15 protein-coding genes are annotated in these 20528 nt (G+C 74.5%); 8 read left to right on the top strand and 7 right to left on the bottom strand.

What is annotated here, in order from left to right; translation table 11 throughout:
• Positions 1-135: 135 nt before the first annotated feature.
• The 6 genes from V2J85_RS21860 to V2J85_RS21835 form a co-directional block, all read right to left on the bottom strand.
• Positions 136-1365, bottom strand: a complete 1230-nt coding sequence (locus V2J85_RS21860) for a PP2C family protein-serine/threonine phosphatase (RefSeq protein WP_261955207.1) — start codon at positions 1363-1365, stop codon at positions 136-138.
• 185 nt (positions 1366-1550) lie between these two features.
• Complete coding sequence (locus tag V2J85_RS21855; protein WP_261955208.1) at positions 1551-2366, bottom strand: S-methyl-5'-thioadenosine phosphorylase; 816 nt, start codon at positions 2364-2366, stop codon at positions 1551-1553.
• A 34-nt stretch (positions 2367-2400) separates the two neighbouring features.
• Positions 2401-3168 (bottom strand): acireductone synthase, encoded by a 768-nt coding sequence (gene mtnC, locus V2J85_RS21850; protein ID WP_330822508.1) that lies wholly within the window; start codon positions 3166-3168, stop codon positions 2401-2403.
• Complete coding sequence (locus V2J85_RS21845) at positions 3165-3755, bottom strand: 1,2-dihydroxy-3-keto-5-methylthiopentene dioxygenase (protein WP_261955210.1); 591 nt, start codon at positions 3753-3755, stop codon at positions 3165-3167. Before V2J85_RS21845 ends, mtnC begins: the two co-directional genes overlap by 4 nt.
• Positions 3752-5464, bottom strand: a complete 1713-nt coding sequence (mtnA, locus tag V2J85_RS21840; protein ID WP_261955211.1) for an S-methyl-5-thioribose-1-phosphate isomerase — start codon at positions 5462-5464, stop codon at positions 3752-3754. Before mtnA ends, V2J85_RS21845 begins: the two co-directional genes overlap by 4 nt.
• A gap of 164 nt (positions 5465-5628) precedes the next feature.
• Positions 5629-9852 carry a non-ribosomal peptide synthetase gene (locus tag V2J85_RS21835; RefSeq protein WP_330822507.1) on the bottom strand — a complete coding sequence of 1408 codons (4224 nt, stop codon included), beginning with the start codon at positions 9850-9852 and terminating at the stop codon, positions 5629-5631.
• Positions 9853-10101: 249 nt separating this feature from the next.
• On the opposite strand from V2J85_RS21835, the gene V2J85_RS21830 reads away from it, so the two are divergent.
• The 3 genes from V2J85_RS21830 to hppD are packed head-to-tail and all read left to right on the top strand — an operon-like array spanning position 10102 to position 14594.
• Positions 10102-13296, top strand: coding sequence for an amino acid adenylation domain-containing protein (locus tag V2J85_RS21830; RefSeq protein ID WP_330822506.1), 3195 nt, complete (start codon positions 10102-10104; stop codon positions 13294-13296).
• Positions 13293-13517, top strand: a complete 225-nt coding sequence (locus V2J85_RS21825; protein WP_410011251.1) for an MbtH family protein — start codon at positions 13293-13295, stop codon at positions 13515-13517. Before V2J85_RS21830 ends, V2J85_RS21825 begins: the two co-directional genes overlap by 4 nt.
• Before the next feature lie 6 nt (positions 13518-13523).
• Positions 13524-14594 (top strand): 4-hydroxyphenylpyruvate dioxygenase, encoded by a 1071-nt coding sequence (hppD, locus tag V2J85_RS21820; protein ID WP_330822505.1) that lies wholly within the window; start codon positions 13524-13526, stop codon positions 14592-14594.
• A 26-nt stretch (positions 14595-14620) separates the two neighbouring features.
• Here hppD and V2J85_RS21815 read toward each other — a convergent pair whose 3' ends face one another.
• Positions 14621-15649 carry a LuxR C-terminal-related transcriptional regulator gene (locus V2J85_RS21815; protein WP_261955215.1) on the bottom strand — a complete coding sequence of 343 codons (1029 nt, stop codon included), beginning with the start codon at positions 15647-15649 and terminating at the stop codon, positions 14621-14623.
• Between the two features lie 109 nt (positions 15650-15758).
• Between V2J85_RS21815 and V2J85_RS21810 the strand changes: the two genes are divergently transcribed.
• The 5 genes from V2J85_RS21810 (at position 15759) to V2J85_RS21790 (ending at position 20517) form a co-directional block, all read left to right on the top strand.
• Positions 15759-15941, top strand: coding sequence for a hypothetical protein (locus V2J85_RS21810; protein WP_261955216.1), 183 nt, complete (start codon positions 15759-15761; stop codon positions 15939-15941).
• Between the two features lie 113 nt (positions 15942-16054).
• On the top strand, positions 16055-16723 hold the full coding sequence (locus tag V2J85_RS21805; RefSeq protein WP_315975442.1) for an LmbU family transcriptional regulator: 669 nt from the start codon (positions 16055-16057) through the stop codon (positions 16721-16723).
• Positions 16724-16779: 56 nt separating this feature from the next.
• On the top strand, positions 16780-17805 hold the full coding sequence (locus V2J85_RS21800; RefSeq protein WP_261955217.1) for a TauD/TfdA family dioxygenase: 1026 nt from the start codon (positions 16780-16782) through the stop codon (positions 17803-17805).
• A 79-nt stretch (positions 17806-17884) separates the two neighbouring features.
• Entirely contained in the window at positions 17885-19684 is a 1800-nt protein-coding gene (locus V2J85_RS21795) for a non-ribosomal peptide synthetase (protein ID WP_330822504.1), read from the top strand.
• 80 nt (positions 19685-19764) lie between these two features.
• Positions 19765-20517 carry a thioesterase II family protein gene (locus V2J85_RS21790; RefSeq protein WP_330822503.1) on the top strand — a complete coding sequence of 251 codons (753 nt, stop codon included), beginning with the start codon at positions 19765-19767 and terminating at the stop codon, positions 20515-20517.
• Positions 20518-20528: the final 11 nt, after the last annotated feature.

Here is a 20528-nt window from a genome sequence, read left to right as displayed (position 1 = left end):
CCAAGCACCCACCCGCCGGGCACCGGGGTCGGCACGGACCACTACCGCGGCGGCCCCTCCCCCGCCCGGCCCTCCCCCACCCGGTCATTCCGGCCCCCGGTCGTCACGGCGCCCGGCCATCACGGCACCCGGTCGTCACGGCGCCCCCTGTGGCGCGATCGCCAGGATGGCCACGTCGTCGTGGAAGATCCGGGTGTGCCGGGGCAGGTCCGTGTTGAGGAAGTCGACGACGTCGGCGGGGCCGGGGGCGGGGCGGCCGGTGAAGTGGTGGCGGAGCCGGTCGAGGAGGGGGTAGAAGGCGCCGTCGTGGTCGCGGGCCTCGATCAGGCCGTCGGTGCACAGGAGCAGGACGTCACCGGGGGCGAAGCGGTGGGTGTAGGCGGTGGGCGGCACGTCGGCGAGGGCGCCCAGGCCGAGCGGGAGGGCGGGGGGTCCGAGGAGCGGGGTCACCTCGCCGTCGGAGATCAGCACCGGTTCGATGTGGCCGTGGTTGACGATCGTCACCTCGCCGGCCACCGCGTCGTACTCGACCAGGGCGGCGGTGACGAAGAGTTCGTCGTCGCGCAGCTCGGCGGCCTCGCGGGCCATCCGGCGTTCCATCCGGTCCGCGACGCTCAGCAGGTCGCCCTGGTCGTAGGCGGCCTCGCGGAAGCTGCCGAGGATGTCGGCGACGGTGCGGACGGCCTTCAGGCCCTTGCCGCGGACGTCGCCGATGATGGCGCGTTCGCAGGTCTCCGTGGCGCGGATGTCGTAGAGGTCGCCGCCGACCATGGTGCCGATCTCGCCCGAGCGGTAGAGGCCGGCCGCGAGGACGTGCCCGACCCGGTGCGGGACCGGCCGGAGCAGGGTGCGCATCAGGGCCTCGGCCACCGAGTGGGCGCGGACCAGGGACCGCTCCTGGCGTCGGCGGTGGGCGGCCAGCGCGACGCCGAGGAGGCCCACGAGGGCGGTGGCGATGTAGGCGGCGACGTGGTGGTTCTCCCAGAGCTGGTGGATGTTGTGGCCGGTGCAGCAGGGGGTGCCGGCGATCACGCCTTCCAGGGCGAGGGTGAACGCGGTGACGGCGGCGACGCTGAAGGGACCGAGGGTGTAGGCGGCGACCACGGGGAGGGCGATGAGCAGGAAGCTGACCGCCCATTCCGTGGGGGTGACGGTTTCGAGCAGCAGGACCATCGCGACGTAGGCGACCGGCAGCCAGCGCATCCAGGCCGGCGGGCGGGGGACCTCGAAGCCGCTGTTCTCCACGACCGCCGCGCGCCGGGGTGCCGGCCGGCCGCGGCCCGGCCGGCGGTCGCCGCGGATCCGTTCCATGACCGGACGGGGCGCCCCGTCCGGCCCCGAACCGTCCATCCCCGACCTGTCCACCGCGGGCTCCTGACACGACCGTGAGCACGGTCCTGCGACCGTGCTCAAGGCCCTTCAGCGTCGCGTGCCGGGACGGCCCGGCCCGGCCATTACGCCACCTGCGGCATGTCACACACAACTGTCGGACATGACCTGTCGGACCCACCTGGTGGGCGGGGCCGTCGGGCCGGTCCGTCGCCCGCCCGTCAGGGCAGTTCGAACGGCAGCTCCAGGCCCGCGAGGGTGACGGCGCAGCCGCAGGTGCGTTCCTTGGGGAGGCGGTCGAGGGTTTCCAGGACGAGGGCGCGCAGCCGCTCGGTGTTCTGGGCGAAGACCTTGAAGACCTCTTCCTGGGAGACGCTCTGGTGGGCGTCGATGCCCGCGTCGTGGTCGGTGACCAGGGCCACGGCGGTGTAGCAGACGGCGAGTTCGCGGGCGAGGACCGCTTCGGGGTGGCCGGTCATGTTGACCAGTGACCAGCCGGCCGCGGCGTACCACTGGGATTCGGCGCGGGTGGAGAACCGGGGTCCCTGGATGACGACCATGGTGCCGCCGTCGGTGGCCTCGGTGCCGGTGGCGGCGGCCGCTTCCAGGACCGCTTCCCGGCCGTGCGCGCAGTACGGGTCGGCGAACGAGACGTGGACCGCGCCCCGCTCGTAGTAGGTCTGTGCGCGGCCGCTCGTGCGGTCCACGAGCTGGTCGGGGACGACGACGGTGCCGGGGCCCAGCTCGGGGCGGAGCGAGCCGACCGCGCAGGGGGCGAGGATCTGGCGGACGCCCAGGGAGCGCAGCGCCCACAGGTTGGCGCGGTAGTTGATGCGGTGCGGGGGTACGGCGTGGCCGCGGCCGTGGCGGGGCAGGAAGGCGACGCGGCGGCCGCCGATCTCGCTGAGGGTGATCGCGTCGGAGGGCTCGCCGTAGGGGGTGTCGACGGTGATCCGTTCGGCGTCGGCGAGGAGTTCGTAGAAGCCGCTGCCGCCGATGACGGCGAGTTCGGCGGCGGGGGTGGCGGTGGTGGTCATGTGTCCTGTCTCGGTGGGTGGGCCGGGAGGTGGCTCAGGCGGCCGGGGGTGGCGGCGCGGGCGCGAGGTGGTGCAGCCCGGTGAGGTCGCCGTGGACGGGGTGGCCTGTGACGGACCGGCCGCGGGGGTCGTCCGGGCGGCGGACCGCCGCGGTCTGCCAGCCGGCCGCGGCCGCGGCGTCCAGTTCCTCGCGGACGTCGCTGAGGAAGAGCGTGTGTCCGGGCGGGACGGCCAGGGCGCGGCTGATGGTGCGGTAGGAGTCCGGTTCGCGTTTGGGTCCGGCGGTGGTCAGGTCGAAGTAGCCGTCGATCAGGCCGGTCAGGTCGCCGTGGTTGCTGTGGGCGAACCAGTCGCGCTGGGCGGCCACCGAACCGGAGGAGTAGATGTGGCGGGCGATGCCGGCCGTCCGCCAGCGGGCGAGTGCCCCGGGGACGTCGTCGTAGACGTGGCCGTGCAGGGTGCCGTCGGCGTAGCCGGCCGCCCAGATCTCACCCTGGAGGGCCTTGAGCGGGGCGGCCTTGACGTCGGCGTCGGCCCAGGCGTGCAGGGCTTCGGCGGCGCCCGCCTCGTCGAGGTCGGGGGCGTGGGTCTCGGTGCGCACGCCGTCGAGGATCCCGGTCCAGCGGGGCTCGCCGCGGTGGGCGGCGAGCCAGCCGGCGATCCGCTTGCGGGCGTACGGGAAGAGCACGGTGTGGACGTGGTCGGCGGAGCCGGTGGTGCCCTCGATGTCGAGGATGACGGCGCTGACGGGGGCACCGACCGGGGCGCGGGGCGGGGTGCCGGGGAGGGGCCGGTCGGTCACGGGGCCGCCGGTTCGGGCGTGCCGACGAGGGCGTCGAGGGTGGGGAAGGAGCGGGCGAGCGGGTCGCCGGTGAAGTCGCCGACCCAGCCGTCCTCCTCCTCGAAGAAGCGGATGGCGGTGAAGTCGGGGCGGGTGCCCATGTCGAACCAGTGGCGGGTGCCGGCCGGTACGGAGAGCAGGTCGCCCGCCTCGCAGACCGTGGCGAGGACCTGGCCGTCGAGGTGGAGGTAGAAGCAGCCCCGGCCGTGGGCGAAGAAGCGGACCTCGTTCTCGGCGTGGCGGTGTTCCTCCAGGAAGGTGGTGCGGGCCTTGGCGGCCTGCTCGGCCCAGGCGGGGTCGTCGCTGGGGTGCAGGCGTGCCACGTCGACGAGGCGGAAGCCCTCGCGGGCGCTGAGTTCGTCGACCTCGGCGCGGTAGCGCTCGAGGATCTCGTCGCTGTCGTCCTGGGGCGTGACCGGGCCGCGGACCGGCCAGTGCCGCAGTTCGACGCCGTGGCCGGCGAGGGTCTTGGCGATGACCGTGGTGTCGGTGGTGCGCAGCAGCACGGTTTCCGGTGCGTCGTCCGGCATCAGCTGAAGGAGCGTCATGCGGGGTTTCCTTCCGGTGTCGGGGCGGGCCGGGCCGGCCAGTTGCCGTCGTCGAGCAGGACGAGCCGGCAGATCGCCTCCAGGCACTCCAGCCGGTTGCGGGCCTGGGCCAGGTCCCGGCCCCAGACGGTGATGCCGTGGTCGGCGATGAGCAGCGCGGGCGGTGCCTCCGGCCGGTCCTGGAGGTGGTCGGCCACCTCGGTGGCTATCCTCCCGACATCCGCGTGGTTGGGGAAGACGGGCACTTCGGTGGCCGACGGGTCGGCCAGGCCGAGGCCCTTGAGGAGTTCGAAGGCGCGGAGCGGGAGCGGGGCCGGGCCGGTGCCGACGGCGGTCTCGCGGGCCCAGCGACCGGCCACCGCGGTGGTGTGGGGGGCGTGGACGTGGATCACGGCGCGGGCGTCGGTGGTGCGGTAGACGGCCGCGTGGACGGCGGTTTCGGCGGACGGCCGGGGGCCGTCGGAGGCGAGCGGGTCGGCGGTCTCGGCGTGCACGGCGACCAGGTCACGGGCCGTCAGTTCGCCCTTGTCGCGGCCGCTGGCGGTGATCAGCGCGGTCTTGGGGTCGGTGGCGGAGCGGACCGAGATGTTGCCGGACGTGCCGGGCATCCAGTCGCGTTCGTACAGCGCCCGGGACATGGCGGCGACCTCGGCGGCGAGTTGCCCGTCGTCGGGGAGGTCGGCGCCGGGAGGGGGTGCGGCCGCCTCCCGGGGGCGCTGCACCCGGCTCTCGGAGACGATCGCGGTGATCAGCTCGCCCGGGGTGACGTCGAAGGCCGGGTTGAAGACGGCGGTGCCGGCCGGCGCGACCGGGGTGCCGGCGAACTCGGTGACCTCGGCCGCGGCGCGTTCCTCGATGGTGATGCCGGCGCCGGTGGGCAGTGCGGGGTCGCGGGTGGATTCGGGGGCGATGACGAGGAAGGGCACCTGGCTGCGGTCGGCGGCGACCGCGAGGCCGTAGGTTCCTATCTTGTTCGCGACGTCGCCGTTGACGGCTATCCGGTCGGCGCCGACCAGGACGCAGTCGACCAGGCCGGTGGCGATCGCGGCGGCGGCCGCGGAGTCGACGCACACCCGGTGCGGCACGCCCGCCTCGCGCAGTTCCCAGGCGGTGAGCCGGGCGCCCTGGAGCAGCGGGCGGGTCTCGTCGACGAGGACCTCGGCGACTCGGCCGCGGGCGGCGAGTTCGAGGATGACGCCGAGGGCGGTGCCGACCGCGGTGGTGGCCAGCCGGCCGGTGTTGCAGTGGGTGAGCAGGCGCAGCGGGCGGTCCGGGAGCAGGTCGTCGAGGAGGTCCGCGGCGCGCCGGACCATCGCGCCGTTCACCTCGGCGTCCTCGCGCAACATGGCCAGGCCCTCGTCGAGGACGGCCCGGTGGCCTTCGCCGACCCGGGCCAGGACCCGGTGGACGGCCCATTCGAGGTTGACCGCGGTGGGGCGGGCGGCGGCCAGCCGTTGGGCGTCGGCGCGGACGGCCGGTTCGTCCAGGCTGCCGTCCGGGCGGCGGTGGCGCTGCGCGGAGAGGGCCACGCCGAGGGCGCCGGCCAGGCCGATGGCCGGGGCGCCGCGGACGGCGAGGGTGGTGATGGCCTCGATGGTCTCGTCGACCGTGCGCAGCCGCAGTTGCCGGTGGGTGTGCGGCAGGACGCGCTGGTCGATGGTGACGATGGCGCCGTCTTCCCAGTACAGGGAGGGCTGGCTGGCGTTCACGGGCCTGTCACCGCCTTAGCGCGGGCCGGATTTCCTTGGGGCAAACGGTAGTTGGGCCGCGTGGCGGCAGTATTGCCGGGGTGTTTCCGCGGTCCGGTCTCCGTGGGGCGTCGGCGGCGGGGCATGCTCCTCCTTGCGGCGGGTGGGCGGGGCCGTGGAACGGGTCAGTCCGGTGGGGCCGCCGCCTTGAGGGCGGCCTCGACGACCGGGCCGACCTCGGGCATGGCCGCGGCGGTGACGATGCCGGTGTGGTCGGCGCGGACGGCGACGGTGTCCACCCGGCCGTCGAGGAGCGGCCGCCAGTTCTCCGAGGCGGGCCCCGCGGGGTGCCGGCCGGCCGCCGCGTCGAAGCAGAGCACGGATCCGCTGTAGCGGCCCGGCCGGTGTTCGGCCAGTGCCCGGACGTTGTGCCGGGCGACCGCGACGAGCCGGCCGACGGTCCGTTCGTCGAGGGAGCCGAGGGCGCTGCCGGCGGCCCGCAGTGCGTCGTGCAGGGCGGCGGCCGGGGGCAGGTCGGCGCCCTCCGGCGGCTCGGCGGTGATGCCGTCCAGGGCGAGCGGCACCAGGGTCTGCGGGTCGAGGGTGGTGCCCCAGCCGAGGACGTCGCCGGGGTAGGCGTCGAACAGGACCAGCAGGGCGGGCGGTTCGCCCTGTGCTGCCAGGTCGGCGGCGATCTGCTGGGCGACGGTGCCGCCGAACGACCAGCCGGCCAGGACGTACGGGCCGTGCGGGCGCAGGGCGCGGATCCGGGCGAGGTAGCCGGTGGCGAGGTCGGTGACGGTGCGCGGGCCGGGGTCGCCGCCGGTGAGTCGGGGGTCCTGGAGGGCGTGCACCGGGTGGCCGGCCGGGATGTGCCGCAGCAGCGGGGCGTAGGTCCAACTCAGGCCGTTGGCGGCGGGGATCAGGAAGACCGGGGGGAGGTCGCCGTCGGCGCGGAGGGTGAGCACCTCGCCGAGGTCGGTGCCGGTGCCGCCGGTGGCCGGCAGGGCGCTCAGCGCGGCCACGGTCGGGGCCCGGAAGAGGTCCTGGACGCCGAGTTCCACGCCGAGTACCGAGCGGATCCGGTGGACCAGGCGGGTGGCGAGCAGGGAGTGTCCGCCGAGTTCGAAGAAGCCGTCGTCGATGCCGACCGGGGGCAGGCCGAGGACCTCTCCGAAGAGGCGGCACAGCACGACCTCGCGGGGGCCGCGCGGGGCCCGGCCGTGTGCGGCCGCGGCGAACCGCGGGGCGGGCAGTGCCCGGCGGTCGAGTTTGCCGTTGGGGGTCAGCGGGAGGGCGTCCAGGGTGAGGAGCGCGGCGGGCACCATGTAGTCGGGCAGCCGGTCGGCGAGTCGGTCGCGCAGGGCGGCGGGGTCGGGGGCGGGCCGGTCCGGTTCCGGCACGACGTAGCCGGCCAGGAGTTTCTCGCCGGCGGGGTCGGTGCGGACGGTGACGGTGGCCTGGCCGACGCCGGGCAGGGCGGCGAGCGCCGCCTCGACCTCGGCCGGTTCGATGCGGTAGCCGCGGATCTTGACCTGGTCGTCGGCGCGGCCGAGGAAGAACAGCCGGCCCTCGGTGTCCCGGCGGACGAGGTCACCGGTGCGGTACATCCGCTCGCCGGGGGCGCCGTACGGGCAGGCCACGAAGCGTTCGGCGGTCAGGGCGGCGCGGCCGGTGTAGCCGCGGGCCAGGCCCGCGCCGGACAGGTACAGCTCGCCCACGACACCGGCGGGGACCGGGCGCAGCGACGCGTCCAGGACGTGAGCGCGGGTGTTGTCCATCGGGCGGCCCAACGGGACGGGGCCGTCGGCGCGTTCACCGGGCTGCCAGGACGTCTGGGTGACGCACAGGGTGGTCTCGGTCGGGCCGTACAGCGCGCGGACGGCGGTGTCGGGGCAGGCGGCCAGGACCCGGGCGACGGCCTGCCCGGAGACCGCGTCGCCGCCGGTCAGCACCTCGCGGACGGGGGCGAAGCAGTGCGCGTGGTCCTCGGCGACGGTGCGGAACAGCCCTGCGGTCAGGTGGACATGGGTGATCTGGTGCCGGGTGATCAGCCGGGTCAGGGCCGGTCCGTCGAGGGCGCCCGGCGGTGCGACGACCACGCAGCCGCCGTTGAGCAGCGTCACCCAGATCTCGTACGTGGACGCGTCGAAGGCGTGCGGGGCGTGGAAGAGCACCCGGTCGCCGGGGCCGAGGCCCCAGCAGGAGTCGCGGGCCAGGTCGAGGACGCCTTGGTGGGTGGTGCCGATGCCCTTGGGCTCGCCGGTCGAGCCGGAGGTGTACATCACGTACGCGAGGTGGTCCGGGTGGGGGGCGGGCGGTGCGGTGGGCCGGCCGCGGTCCGCCGTGCGGCGGGCCCCGGGGGTCAGGACGGTGTGCCCCGCGGCCGCCGGGTGGTCCCGGAGCGCGGGGTCGGCGAGGAGCACCGGGCTGCCGGCCGCCGCCAGGGCCGCCCGGAGGCGGGCTTCCGGGTGGGTGGGCTGCAGCGGCAGGTAGGCGGCGCCGGCTTTCAGGACGGCGAGCTGGGCCACCAGGAGGTCGGCGGACCGCTCCATGAGCAGCGGGACGGCGGTCTCACGGGTCGCTCCGGACCGGATCAGTTCGCGCGCCAACTGCTCTGCCCGGTGGGCGAGTTCGGCGTAGGTCAGGGCGGTGTCACCGTGGACCACCGCGGGCGCGTCGGGTGCGGCGGCCGCCCGGGCGTCGAAGGCCTCGACGACGGTGCCGGGTGCGGACGGCCGGACGGTGCCCTGCCAGCCGCGGGTGACCTGGTCGTGTTCGGTGGCGGAGAGCAGGTCGAGGGCGCCGATGCGCTGCCGTGGGTCGGCCGCGGCCCGGTCGAGCAGCCGGAGCAGCCGCTCGCCCAGGGCCCTCGCGGTGGGCTCGTCGAAGAGGGCGGTGCGGTAGATGAGGGTGAGTTCCAGCAGGTCCTGGTCGGGCCGCTCGTCGAAGGCGAACTCCAGGTCGAACTTGGCCCCTTGGGCCTGCGCTCGGTCCGTGACGCAGGTCGCGCCGGGCAGTTCCAGGCCGAGGTCGCCGCCGTACGCCCAGGAGAGCATCACCTGGAACAGCGGGTGCCGGGAGAGCGAGCGGGGCGGCTGGAGTTCCTCGACGAGCCGGTCGAAGGGCAGGTCCTGGTGGCTGAAGGCCGCGAGGTCGGTGTCCCGCACCCGGGCCAGCAGGTCGCCGAAGGCGGGGTCGCCGGAGGTGTCGGTGCGCAGCACCAGCGTGTTGACGAAGAAGCCGATCAGGTCGTCGAGGGTGTCGTGGGTGCGGCCGGACACGACGGTGCCCAGCGGGATGTCGGTGCCCGCGCCCGTCCGGGTCAGCAGGGCGGCCAACGCGGCCTGGGTGACCATGAGTTCGGTGGCGTGGCCGGTCCGGGCGAGGTGCCGGATGCCGGCGCGGGTGGTGGCGTCGACGGGCAGGCGCAGGGTGCCGTGGGCGGTGTCGGCGCGGGCCGGGCGGGGGCGGTCGGCGGGCAGCGGCAGTTCCTCGGGCAGGTCGCGCAGCGCGGTGCGCCAGTGGGCCAGTCCGCGGGCGACCGGGGAGCCGGGCACGGACTCCTCGTCGAGTGCGGCGCGCTGCCGGAGCGCGAAGTCGGCGTACTGGACGGGCAGCGGCTCCCAGTCGGGCGCCCGGCCGTGCAGCCGGGCGGCGTACGCGGCGGACAGGTCGCGGCCGAGCCGGCTCACCGACCAGCCGTCGCAGGCGATGTGGTGCAGGGCGAGGACGAGCACCCACTGGTCCGGAGCGGACCGCAGCAGCTCGGCGTGCAGCGGGAGTTCGGCGGTGAGGTCGAAGACATGGGCGCTGGCGGCGGCCACCGCGGCCGGCAGGGTGTCCGGGGTGCGGTCGGTCACCGGCAGGTCGATGCGCACCTCGTCGGCGGGCAGTACCCGCTGGGTCGGCTCGCCGTCCCGCTCGCCGTAGAGGGTCCGCAGCGCCTCGTGGCGGGTGACGACGTCGCCGAGCGCGGCGGCCAGTGCGCGGTGGTCGAGGGTGCCGGTGATCCGGGTGACGACCGGGATGTTGTAGGTGGCGCCGGGGCCGGCGAGCCGGTCGAGGAACCACAGACCGCGCTGGCCGGAGGAGAGCGGTACGGATTCCGGGCGGGGCGTCACCCGGGTCACGGGGTGGGGCGCGGGGTCGTCGGCGGCGAGGTGGGCGGCGAGCTTGGCGACCGTCTGGGCGCCGAACAGTGCCCGCACCCCGAGCTTGACGCCGAGCACCGCCCGGATCCGGTTGATCAGCCGGACGGCGAGCATGGAGGTCCCGCCCAGCGCGAAGAAGTTGTCGTCGGGCGTCACGTCGGGGGCGTCGAGGACCTCCGCGAACAGACCGCGCAGGATCTCCTCGCGGGCGCCGCGCGGACCGTGCGGTGCGGCGCCGGTGCCGTCCAGTGTCATCGGGAAGACCTCATCCCATTGCGCTCTTAAGGAAATGCAAAAGGAATGTGCGGAAAGGCGATGCGGCGGTCATTCAACCGGCCGTCGGGAATCCGCACAAGCAAGGTCCGGTGTCCCGCCGGCGGGACACCTCGGGTTCCTTGACACCCCTTCCGGCGCCGACCTACGTTGCCGAGCGCCGTCGCCGGACCTCGGTGGAAACCGAATCCGGATCCGGCCCAACTCGTCCGCGCCGAAAGGGGATTCGGCTTGTCGGAAGCGCCGAGCACCATCACATCGGTATTCGCCGCCCGGGTGGGCGAGAAGAAGGACGCGCCCGCGGTCGGTCACGACGGCGGTGCCGCGCTGTCCTACGGCGCGCTCGACGAACGCAGTGACGCCCTCGCCCGCGCCCTGGCCGGTTGCGGGGTCCGGCCGGAGGACCGCATCGGCATCCTGATGGAGCGCGGCCCGGACGTGGTGGTCGCGCTGCTCGGCACGCTGAAGGCCGGGGGTGCCTATGCCCCGCTGGACGTCCGCTCCCCCGCCGCCCGGCTGCGGACGGTGATCGGCGAGTGCGGGACCCGGCTGGTGCTGGTGGACACCGCGGAGCGGGCCGCGGAGCTGCGCGCGAGCTGCGCCGCGGACCCCACCGGCGCTCTCGCCGGCGTGGCGGTGCGGGTCGTCGGGGAGCTGCTGGACCGCGCGCCGGCGGGCCCGGTGGCTCCCCCGCCGCCCGTGTTACCCGAGCAACTCGCGTACGTCATCCACACGTCGGGCTCGACCGGCCGCCCGAAGGGCGTGGCCATCAGCCACCGGGACGTGGTGGAGTTCGCGGCCGACGACTGCTGGGCCGGTATCGACGCGCGGGTGCTGCTGCAGTCGCCGCTGGAGTTCGACGCGTCGGTGTACCAGATCCTGGTGCCGCTGCTGCGCGGCGGGACCGTGGTCGTCGCGCCGCCGGGGCGGCTGGATCCGGCCACGCTGGTGCGGACCCTCGCCGCCGAGCGGATCACCTCCACGTTCATCACCCCGTCGATGTTCAACCTGATGACGGAGGAGTCCCCGGACGCCTTCGCGCACGGCTGCCAGGTGTGGATGGGCGGCGAGGTGGCCTCGCCCAGCGCGGTCGCGCGGACGCTGGCGGCCTCCGGCCCGGGGTCGGTGGTCAATGTCTACGGGCCGACCGAGGTGACCGTGTTCGCCACCCGGCACCTGGTCACGGGGGTGGGCGACGGGCCGGTCCCGATCGGCTCGGCGCTGGCCGGAGTCCGCACCCATGTGCTGGACGAGCTCCTGCGGCCGGTCGGCCCGGGCGAGGTGGGCGAGCTCTACCTCGCCGGGCGGGGCGTGGCGCGCGGCTACTGGGGGCGGCCGGAGCTGACCGCCGGCCGGTTCGTGGCGGACCCGTTCGCGCGGGACGGCAGCCGGATGTACCGCACCGGCGATCTGGTGCGACGCCGCGCGGACGGACTGCTGGAGTACTTCGGCCGCGAGGACAACCAGATCAAGCTGCGCGGTTTCCGTATCGAGCTCGGGGAGATCGAGCACCAGCTGACCCGCCGGGACGACGTCGCCGGGGCGGCGGTCGTTCCGCTGCCCGACCATCACGGCGGCAAGAACCTGGTCGGGTACGTCGTTCCGGCCGCGCCGGCCACCGCCGGGACCGTCGGGGAGGACTGGCCGGCCCGGCTGCTGGACGCGCTGCGGCTGGCCCTGCCCGGGCACATGGTCCCGGCCGCCTGTGTGGTGGTGGACCGGCTGCCGTTGACGAACAACGGCAAGCTGGATGTGCGGGCGCTGCCGGCGCCGGTGTTCGAGGGTGCCGGCCGGGCCCCGCGCGACGAGACCGAGCGGCTGCTGTGCCGGGTCTTCGCGGACGTGCTGGGCGTGGACCGGGTCGGCATCGACGACAGCTTCTTCGCGCTGGGCGGGCACTCGCTGACCGCGACCCGCGCGGCCGCGGGCATCGGCGCCGCGCTCGGCGTCCGGCCGGGCCTGGAGGACCTGTTCGCGGCGCCGACGGTCGCCGGGCTGGCGGCCCGGCTGCAGCACCGCAAGGAGGCCGGCCCGGCGGCCCGCGTCCCGCTGGTGGCGGGACCGCGCGCGGGCCGCGCCGAACTGTCGCACGCGCAGCGGCGGTTGTGGCTGCTGTACCAGCTGATGGGGGACGCCGACCCGGGCTATCACATCCCGCTGGTCTTCCACCTGCCCGGCCCGGTGGACATCGACGCGCTGCGCGCCGCCCTGGCCGATGTGACGGCCCGTCACGAGAGTCTGCGGACGGTCTTCCCCGCCGACGGCGAGACCTCCTACCAAAGGGTCCTCGACCCGGCCGACGCCCGGCCCGATCTGACCGTCACCGACTGCCGGCCCGCCGAGGTGGAGCAGCTGCTGGTTCGCGCCGTCCGCGCCCCGTTCGACCTGGAGAGCGAGCTGCCGCTGCGGCTGTCGCTGTTCCGCACCGGTGAGGAGAACGTGCTGCTGGTGGTGTTGCACCACATCGCCGCCGACGGCTGGTCCTTCACCCCGCTCTTCCGCGATCTGTCCCGGGCCTACGCCGCGCGGCGCGCGGGCAAGGCGCCCGATTTTCCCCCGCTGCCGGTCCAGTACCGGGACTACGCGGCCTGGCAGCACCGGATCCTCGGCGACCGCGACGATCCGGACAGCCCGCTCGCGCGGCAGCTGGCGCACTGGCGTACCGCGCTGGCGGGGATCCCCCGGTGCACCCCGCTGCCCGGTGACCGTCCGCGCCCGGAGATGGCCGGCGGCGCGGGCGACGTGGTGGAGTTCGTGATCCCCGCGGAGCTGCGCCGGGCGCTGGACGAGCTGGCCCGGACCAGCGGCTGCACGCTGTTCGTGGTGCTGCAGGCCGCGCTGGCCGGACTGCTGACCCGGCTGGGCGGCGGTGAGGACATCGTGGTGGGGACGCCGACCGCGGGCCGCGCGGACGAGGCGCTGGACGATCTCGTGGGCTTCTTCGTCAACACCGTGGTGCTGCGCACCGACACCTCCGGCGATCCGCCGTTCGGCGAGCTGCTGCACCGGGTGCGGCAGGCGTGGATCCCCGCCTACGCCCATCAGGACGTCCCGTTCGACCTGCTGGTGGAGGCGGTCAACCCACCGCGGAGCCTGGCCCACCACCCGCTGTTCCAGATCGCGTTCGGGCTGCTGAACACCGCCGGGTCGGCGCTGGTGCTGGACGGCACCGCGCATGAGTGGCGGCTGGCGGGCTCCGGCGCGGCCCGCTTCGACCTGGCCTTCGACCTGGTCAGCCGGACGGCGCCGGACGGTGCGCCGGGCGCGCTGGACGTCAGCCTGGAATACGCGACCGAGCTGTTCGACCGTGCCACCGTGCGGCAGCTGGCGGACCGATACGTCCGGCTGCTGCGCGAGGTGGCCGCCGACCCGGACCGGCGGCTCGGCGCACTCCCCCTCGATCCTCCGGAAAGGTCATCATCATGAACCCCTTCGACGACGCGGACGGCACGTTCAAGGTCCTGGTCAACGCCGAGGGCCAGTACTCCCTGTGGCCGTCGTTCGCCGAGGTCCCGGAAGGCTGGGAGGTGCGGCTGGACGACCGCGGGCGGGCGGAGTGCACCGCGTACATCGAGGAGCACTGGACGGACCTGCGGCCGGCCTCCCTGGTGGCGGCGATGGCCGCGGCGCAGGACGGCAGGGGCTGACCCGGGATGTCCGCGACGACCTCTGTCCCTGCCGGGCCCTTGAGCCAACTCGGCCTGGATCACCTCGGTTTCGCGGTCGGTGATCCGGCGGCGGCCGCCGAGCCGTTCACCGCGCGCTTCGGCTTCGGCGTCCTGGACCGCTTCCCCGGCGCCGCGGGTGCCCCTGAGGACGGTGTCCGTACGGTGGCGGTGGGTGCCGGCGGCATCCGGCTGGTGCTGACCGCCGCGCAGGACGCCGGGCATCCGGCCGCCCGGTACGTCGCGCGCCACGGCGACGGGGTCCGCGACATCGCGCTGCGCACGCCGGACGCGGCGGCCGCGTTCGCCGAGGCGGTGCGGCGGGGCGCCGAACCGGTGGCCGGGCCGGCCGGGCGGGACGGGGTGGTGACCGCCTCGGTCACCGGGTTCGGCGACGTGGTGCACACCTTCGTGCAGCGGCCGGGACCGGCGGCCGGTGTCCCGGGCCCGGCGGCGACCGGACTGCACGGGATCGACCACCTCGCGGTGTGTCTGGAGCCGGGGCGGCTGGGGCCGACCGCCGAATACTACGAACGGGCGCTGGGCTTCGCCGCGGTGTTCACCGAGCGCATCGTCGTCGGCGCACAGGCGATGGACTCGGTCGTGGTGCAGAACGACGCCGGGACCGTCACGCTGACGCTGATAGAGCCGGACACCGGCCGGGCGCCGGGCCAGATCGACCGGTTCCTGGCTTCCCACGGCGGCGCGGGCGTGCAGCACGTCGCGTTCGCGTCGGACGACATCGTTCGCTCGGTGGGGCTGCTGTCGGCGCGCGGCATCGGCTTCCTGGACACCCCCAGCACCTATTACGACCTGATCCCGGGCCGGCTCACGCTCTCCCGGCACTCGGTCGACGAGCTGCGGGACCTGAACGTGCTGGCCGATCAGGACCAGGACGGCCAGCTGCTGCAGATCTTCACCCGGTCCCGGCACCCGCGCGGCACGCTGTTCTTCGAGGTCATCGAGCGGCTGGGCGCCCGGACGTTCGGCAGCGGCAACATCAAGGCGCTGTACGAGGCGGTGGAGTTGCAGGAGAACAGGTCGGACGCGACCCGGTGAGCCCCGCCGGCCCGTGTCCGGGCCGGTCAGAAAGTCCGTTCCCGCGGAGCTGCGCCGGGCGGCTCGGGCAGCCACAGCAGGCCGGAGGTGGCCAGCAGATAGCCGAGCTGGGCGCGGCTGTTGCTGCCCAGTTGCCGGGAGACCCGGCTGATGTGCTTGGCGACGCTGCGGCGGCTCATGCCCATCCGGCGGGCGATGGAGTCGTCGGTCTCGCCGGACACCACGGCCTGCAGGATGGCCCGCTGGACGTCGGAGGTGATCAGCGGGGAACGGGCCGGTACGCCGCCCGGTCCGACCGGCACCGAACGGGACCAGGCACTGTCGAAGAGCGCGGCGAGGAAGCGCAGCAGGGCGGGGTGCCGGATCTGCAGGGCGCTGTCGCTGCGTTCCTCGGAGGTGGGGATGAAGGCCACCTGCCGGTCACAGATGATCATCCGCTCGAACACCTCGACCAGGGTGTGCACTTCGGCCCCGGCGGCGGTGACCTTCTCGACGTAGGCCAGCGTGGGTGCGTGCGAGCGGACGGTGTGCTGGTAGATCGTCCGCTGCCGGACGCCCCGTTCGAGCATCCGCAGGTCCCGGTCGAGCGCCTCGCTCAGCAGGTGTTCGGGGCGTCCGCCGCCCGGCTGGGTGGTCAGGAGTTCCTCGCGGCAGCCGTCCACGGCGGCCTCCAGGGCGTTGCTGATGACCGTGGCGCCGTTGAGGACGGTGAGCGTGGGCTGTTCGCGCTTCCTGGCGTCGTCGTAGGTCCGGGTGAAGACGGAGAGGGTGGCCTGGACGGAGCGGTAGGCGCGCTGCTGGTCGGCGATCGCCTCTTCTATGGGGCGCAGCGCGGCGATCGCCGCCGCCTCGGGCGGAACGAGGGTGGTGGCGCCGGGAGTCCGTGGATCGTCGGTGACGAGACCGAGTGCGCGCAGGCACGGCGGGGCGGTCTCGCGGCTCGCCGTTCCGTCACGGAGAATGCTCCGGTAGTAGCTCAGCGCATCGCCGCATACCCGACCTGAGGGTAATTCACCCCCATTGCACCGACATCGACCCAGTTCTTCATCGTTCACAACTATGCAGGTTACATTTGTGCACCCCGCCCGCAGTCCAATGATCTTGATGTGCCGAAGAGGATAAGCGGCGCCAGCCACACTCTTGGCCGCACAATGGGGGACCACGATGCCTCGCATCCTGCGCGTTTTCACCATCGCCGCCGTCCTGGCCACCGCCGCCGGATATGGAATTGACCATTCCGCTCCGTCCGTCGCGCGCGCGGGCCACCTCACCTCCGGCACCCCGGGCGTCGTCCTCGGCGACTCGGCCTGGGGCCGCGTTCCCACCCCTCACACCGGGCCGTTCTGAGCGCCCTGGGCTGAGCATTTTCTGACGGGCGGCCGTCCCACCCGGACCTCACACGGGGTCCGGCCGGTGCGCGGAACCCGTCCGGTTCGAAGCAACTGCACCGAGGAGAAGCTTTGAGCACATCGTCCGCAGCCCTGGGCACCCCTCCGCGCGCCGGGTCGGGCAAGGAAATCGCCGAACTCCCCGCCGTACGGCCCCGGCAGACCGCGCCGGACGACGCCGCGCGGGGCGTGTTCGTCACCCGCGTCGGCCTCCGGATCCCCGCCGCGGTCAGCTACGACACCTGGAAGAGCGCGGGCCGGAGGATCTCGGCCGTCGCCAACTCGTCGGCCTGGTGCCTGGGCGACTGGCTGATCTACGGCCAGTGGCGCTACACCGACCGCTACCGCAGGGCCGTCGACGCCGTCGGCCTCGACTACCAGACCCTGCGCAACTACGCCTGGGTGGCCCGGCGGTTCGAGGTGTCCCGCCGGCGGGACAGCCTCAGCTTCCACCACCACGCGGAGGTGGCGTCGCTGCCGCCCCATGAGCAAGACTACTGGCTCAACCGGGCCGAGGAACTGGGCTGGTCGCGCAACCAGTTACGGGCGAACGTCCGGGCCGCCCGGGAAACCGGACCGGCCGCCACCCGCAAGACCGCATCCGTCGGAATCCAGCTCACCCCGGAACGCATCGCCCGCTACCGCGCGGCCGCGGAACGCAGCGACAGCAGCCTGGAAACCTGGATGGTGGACCGGCTGGACCTCGCGGCCAGCAACGCGCTCGGCAGTTACAGCGGCTGACCTCCGGTGCCCCGGAACGCCGTACCCGAAAAGGCGCTGAGTGAAAGGTGCTGAACGTGCGTCCTGCCAACCTGCCGGATTCCCCGTCGCTCGCCTGGGAACTCGCCCCGGGAAAGCCCGCACTGGCCCGGATACCCGGCCTGGCCGACATGGCCGCGGCCCGTGCCTGGCTCGCCACCGCCCGCCCGGAACTGACCCGGGCGCTGCACACCCACGGGGCGGTCTGCCTGCGCGGTCTGCCCCTGGCGGAGGTCGGTGACGTCGCCGCGGTCCGCGACGTCCTGATCCCCGAGGCCACGCCGTACCGCGAAAAGGCCACCCCGCGCAGCGACTTCGGCCAGGGCGTCTACTCGTCCACGGACCTGCCGGCGTCCCAGCGCATCCACATGCACAACGAGAACAGCTACACCCTGACCTTCCCCGGTCTGCTGCTGTTCGCCTGCCTGACCGCGCCGGAGGAGGGCGGCGCCACCCCGGTCGCCGACTGCCGCAAGGTGCTCGACCGCATCCCCGCGCCCCTGGTGGCGAAGATGCGGCAGACCGGCTGGCTGCTCCGCCGCAGCTACTCCGACCACATCTCCACCGACTGGCGCAGCGCGTTCGGCTCCGACGACCGGGCGGCGGTGGAGCGCTACTGCGCGGACAACCTGATCGCGCACGCCTGGCAGGAGGACGGCAACCTGCGCACCGGCCAGGTGCGGCCCGGCGTCGTCAGCCACCCGGTGACCGGGGACGAGGTCTGGTTCAACCACCTGGTCTTCTGGAACGAGTGGTCGCTGGACGAGGAGCTGCGGGAGATCCTGCTCGACGAGTTCGGACCGGACGGGCTGCCCTTCCGCACGGCCTTCGGCGACGGCAGCCCGCTGACGCGGGAGGACCTCGCGGCCATCCAGGCGGCGTACGACGCGGCGACGGTCCGCGAGCCCTGGCAGCCGGGCGATCTGCTGCTGGTCGACAACATCCTCACCGCGCACGGCCGCGACCCGTTCCGCGGCGACCGCCGGATCGCGGTGTCGATGGGCGCGCCGGTCGAACTGGCCGCCTGCCGACCCACCGTGCCGCCGGCCGCCGCGTTCGGCTGACCGGCCGCCGCACGGCCCGCCGCCCTTCCCCTTCCTCCCCCTCCGCGGGACGCCCCCGCGCGGCACAAGGAGTCTGTTCATGGCTGACCTCCGTCCGGAGCCGGTCGACGCCGTCCGGCGCTTCGCCCGGGTGGTGCGGGACCACCCGGAGCGGATCGCGGTACGGGACGGCGCGGGATCGCTGACCTTCGCCGAACTCGACCGCCGCACCGCCCGGTTGGCCCGCGCGCTGGCCGCCCGCGGCATCGGCCGCGGCGCCCGGGTCGGGGTGGCCCTTCCTCGTACTTCCCGGCTCGTGGTGGCGCTGCTGGCGGTGTGGCGGGCGGGTGCGGCCTACGTACCGCTCGACCCGCACTATCCGCGGGCGCGGCTGGAGTTCATGGCGCGGGACGCCGGCATCGCGGCGCTGCTCGCCGAGGAGGACACCCCGCTCCGGACGGCGGCCGGGGCCCTGGTCCTCGATCCGGACGTCCCGGACGCCGCCGCTCCGTCGGAGGGTGACCTCCCCCTGGACCCGGCGGGCGGCGGTCCGCTCGACCCCGCCTATCTGATCTACACCTCCGGGTCGACCGGCCGCCCCAAGGGCGTGGCGGCGACCCGCGGCGGGGTGGCCGCCCTGCTGGCGGGGCTGGAGGAGGCCGGTGCCTACGCGGACGCGCCCCGGGTGGTCGCCTGGAACGCCAGCGTCTCCTTCGACGCGTCGGTGCAGCAGTGGGCGCGGGTCTGCCGGGGCGACACCGTGGTCGTGCTGACCGAGGAGGACCGCAAGGACCCGGCCCGGCTGGCCGCCGTGCTCGATGCGCACGCGGTCACCGACCTCGATCTCACCCCGTCCCACTGGGAGTTGCTGCGCGGGACGCTGGCCGGGCCGCGGGCCGACGGGCGGAGGCTCCGGCTGTTCATGGGCGGCGAACCGGTGCCGGCACGTACCTGGCGGGAGCTCGCGGAGGCGGCCGGTGCCGGCGGTCCGGAGGCCCTGAACCTCTACGGCCCGACCGAATGCACGGTCGACGCCACGGTCACCTGGATGACCGGCCAAACCCCGCACCTCGGGGACGCCCTTCCGGGCGGCAGGCTGTACGTGCTCGACGAGGCGCTGCGCCCGGTGCCCGAGGACGCCGAGGGCGAGCTGTATGTCGCGGGACCGCGGCTGGCGCACGGCTACGCCGGCCGCCCGGCCCTGACCGCCGAGCGGTTCGTCGCCGATCCGTTCGGCGGACCCGGCGAGCGGATGTACCGCACCGGCGACCGGGTGCGGCGCACCGCCGGGGGCCTCCTCGCGTTCCTGGGCCGGGCCGACCGCCAGATGAAGTTCCGCGGCTTCCGCATCGAGCCGGGCGAGATCGAGCACGCGCTGGCCTCGTACGAGGGCGTCGGCAGCGCCGCCGTGGTGGTCCGCGACGACGGGCCGGCCGGTGAGCGGCTGGTGGCGTACGCGGTGCCGTCCGGCGGGGCGGCGCCCGACCCCGGCCGGCTGCGGGACCATCTCGCCTCGGTGCTGCCGGACTTCATGGTGCCGTCGGACTGCGTGCTGCTCGACGCGCTGCCGCTGACGGCCAACGGGAAGCTGGACGTGGCCGCGCTGCCGGAGCCGCCGGACGGCCCGGGGGCGGACGCGCCGGCCGCCGAACCGGACGGCCCGTTCGAGAAGCTGATCGCCGAGGTGTGGTCGGAGGTGCTGGGCCGGCAGCGGGTCGGTGCGGACGACGACTTCTTCGCCCTGGGCGGGCACTCGCTGATGGCACTGCGGGTCGTGGGGCGGCTCAAGCGGAACCTCGGCGTGGTGATCTCGGTCAAGGAGGTCTACCGCCACCCGCGGCTGCGGGACCTGGCGCAGTACGTCCAGCGCCACCACGAGGCCTCCGCACCGGCCGGCTGAGCGCGCGCCGTCCCGCCCGTCCGCGTACGGACAGACCCCGCCGAGCAGCGCTTCCGCTTCCCGAGAAGAGAGACGCACCCATGCAGGACACCATCGTGGTCCGCCCCCAGCCGGTCCCGGACGCCGCGCGGCGGCTGGTCTGCCTCGGCTTCTGCGGCGGCGGGGCCGGCTCGTACCTCGCCTGGACGGAGGCGATGCCGCCCGGCACGGAGCTGGCGGCGGTCTGCTACCCGGGACGGGAGGGCCGGTTCGCCGAGGACTACGCCCAGGACTGGGACGAGCTGGCCGAGGACGCGGTCACCGCGGTGCTCTCCGCCGCCGGCCTGCCCTATGTCCTCTTCGGGCACAGCATGGGCGGCTGGATGGCCTTCGACGTCGCGGCACGCATCGAGGAGCGCGGCGGGCCGGCCCCGGCGGCGGTCGTGGTGTCCTCGGCCAACGCGCCCAGCCGGGGGCTCACCCCACAGGACATGTTCCCGGCGCAGCACCAGTCGGACGACGAACTCATGGACTGGATGCGGGAGTTCGGGCTGCTGCCGGGGCACGTGCTGGGCGACCCGGACCTGTGCGAGATCGCGGTGGAGCTGATGCGGGCCGACCTCCGGGTGCGCGACTCCTTCTACCACCGGGCGGGCGCGGCGGTGCGGGCGCCGCTGCAGGTGCTGACCGGGGCGGCCGACGAGGTGATCGATCCGCGGACGGCGCGGCAGTGGCGGAAGCTGGCGGCCGGCCCGTTCCGCCACGACGAGCTGCCGGGCGGGCACTTCTACACCCCGGAGGTATGGCGGACCCTGCCGTCCCGTATCGCCGCGCTCGGGACACCGGCGGCCTGACGGTCCGGACG

Source organism: Streptomyces bugieae, assembly GCF_036352915.1.
Classification (GTDB): domain Bacteria; phylum Actinomycetota; class Actinomycetes; order Streptomycetales; family Streptomycetaceae; genus Streptomyces; species Streptomyces endophytica.
This window is presented reverse-complemented; position numbering and strand designations above follow the sequence as displayed.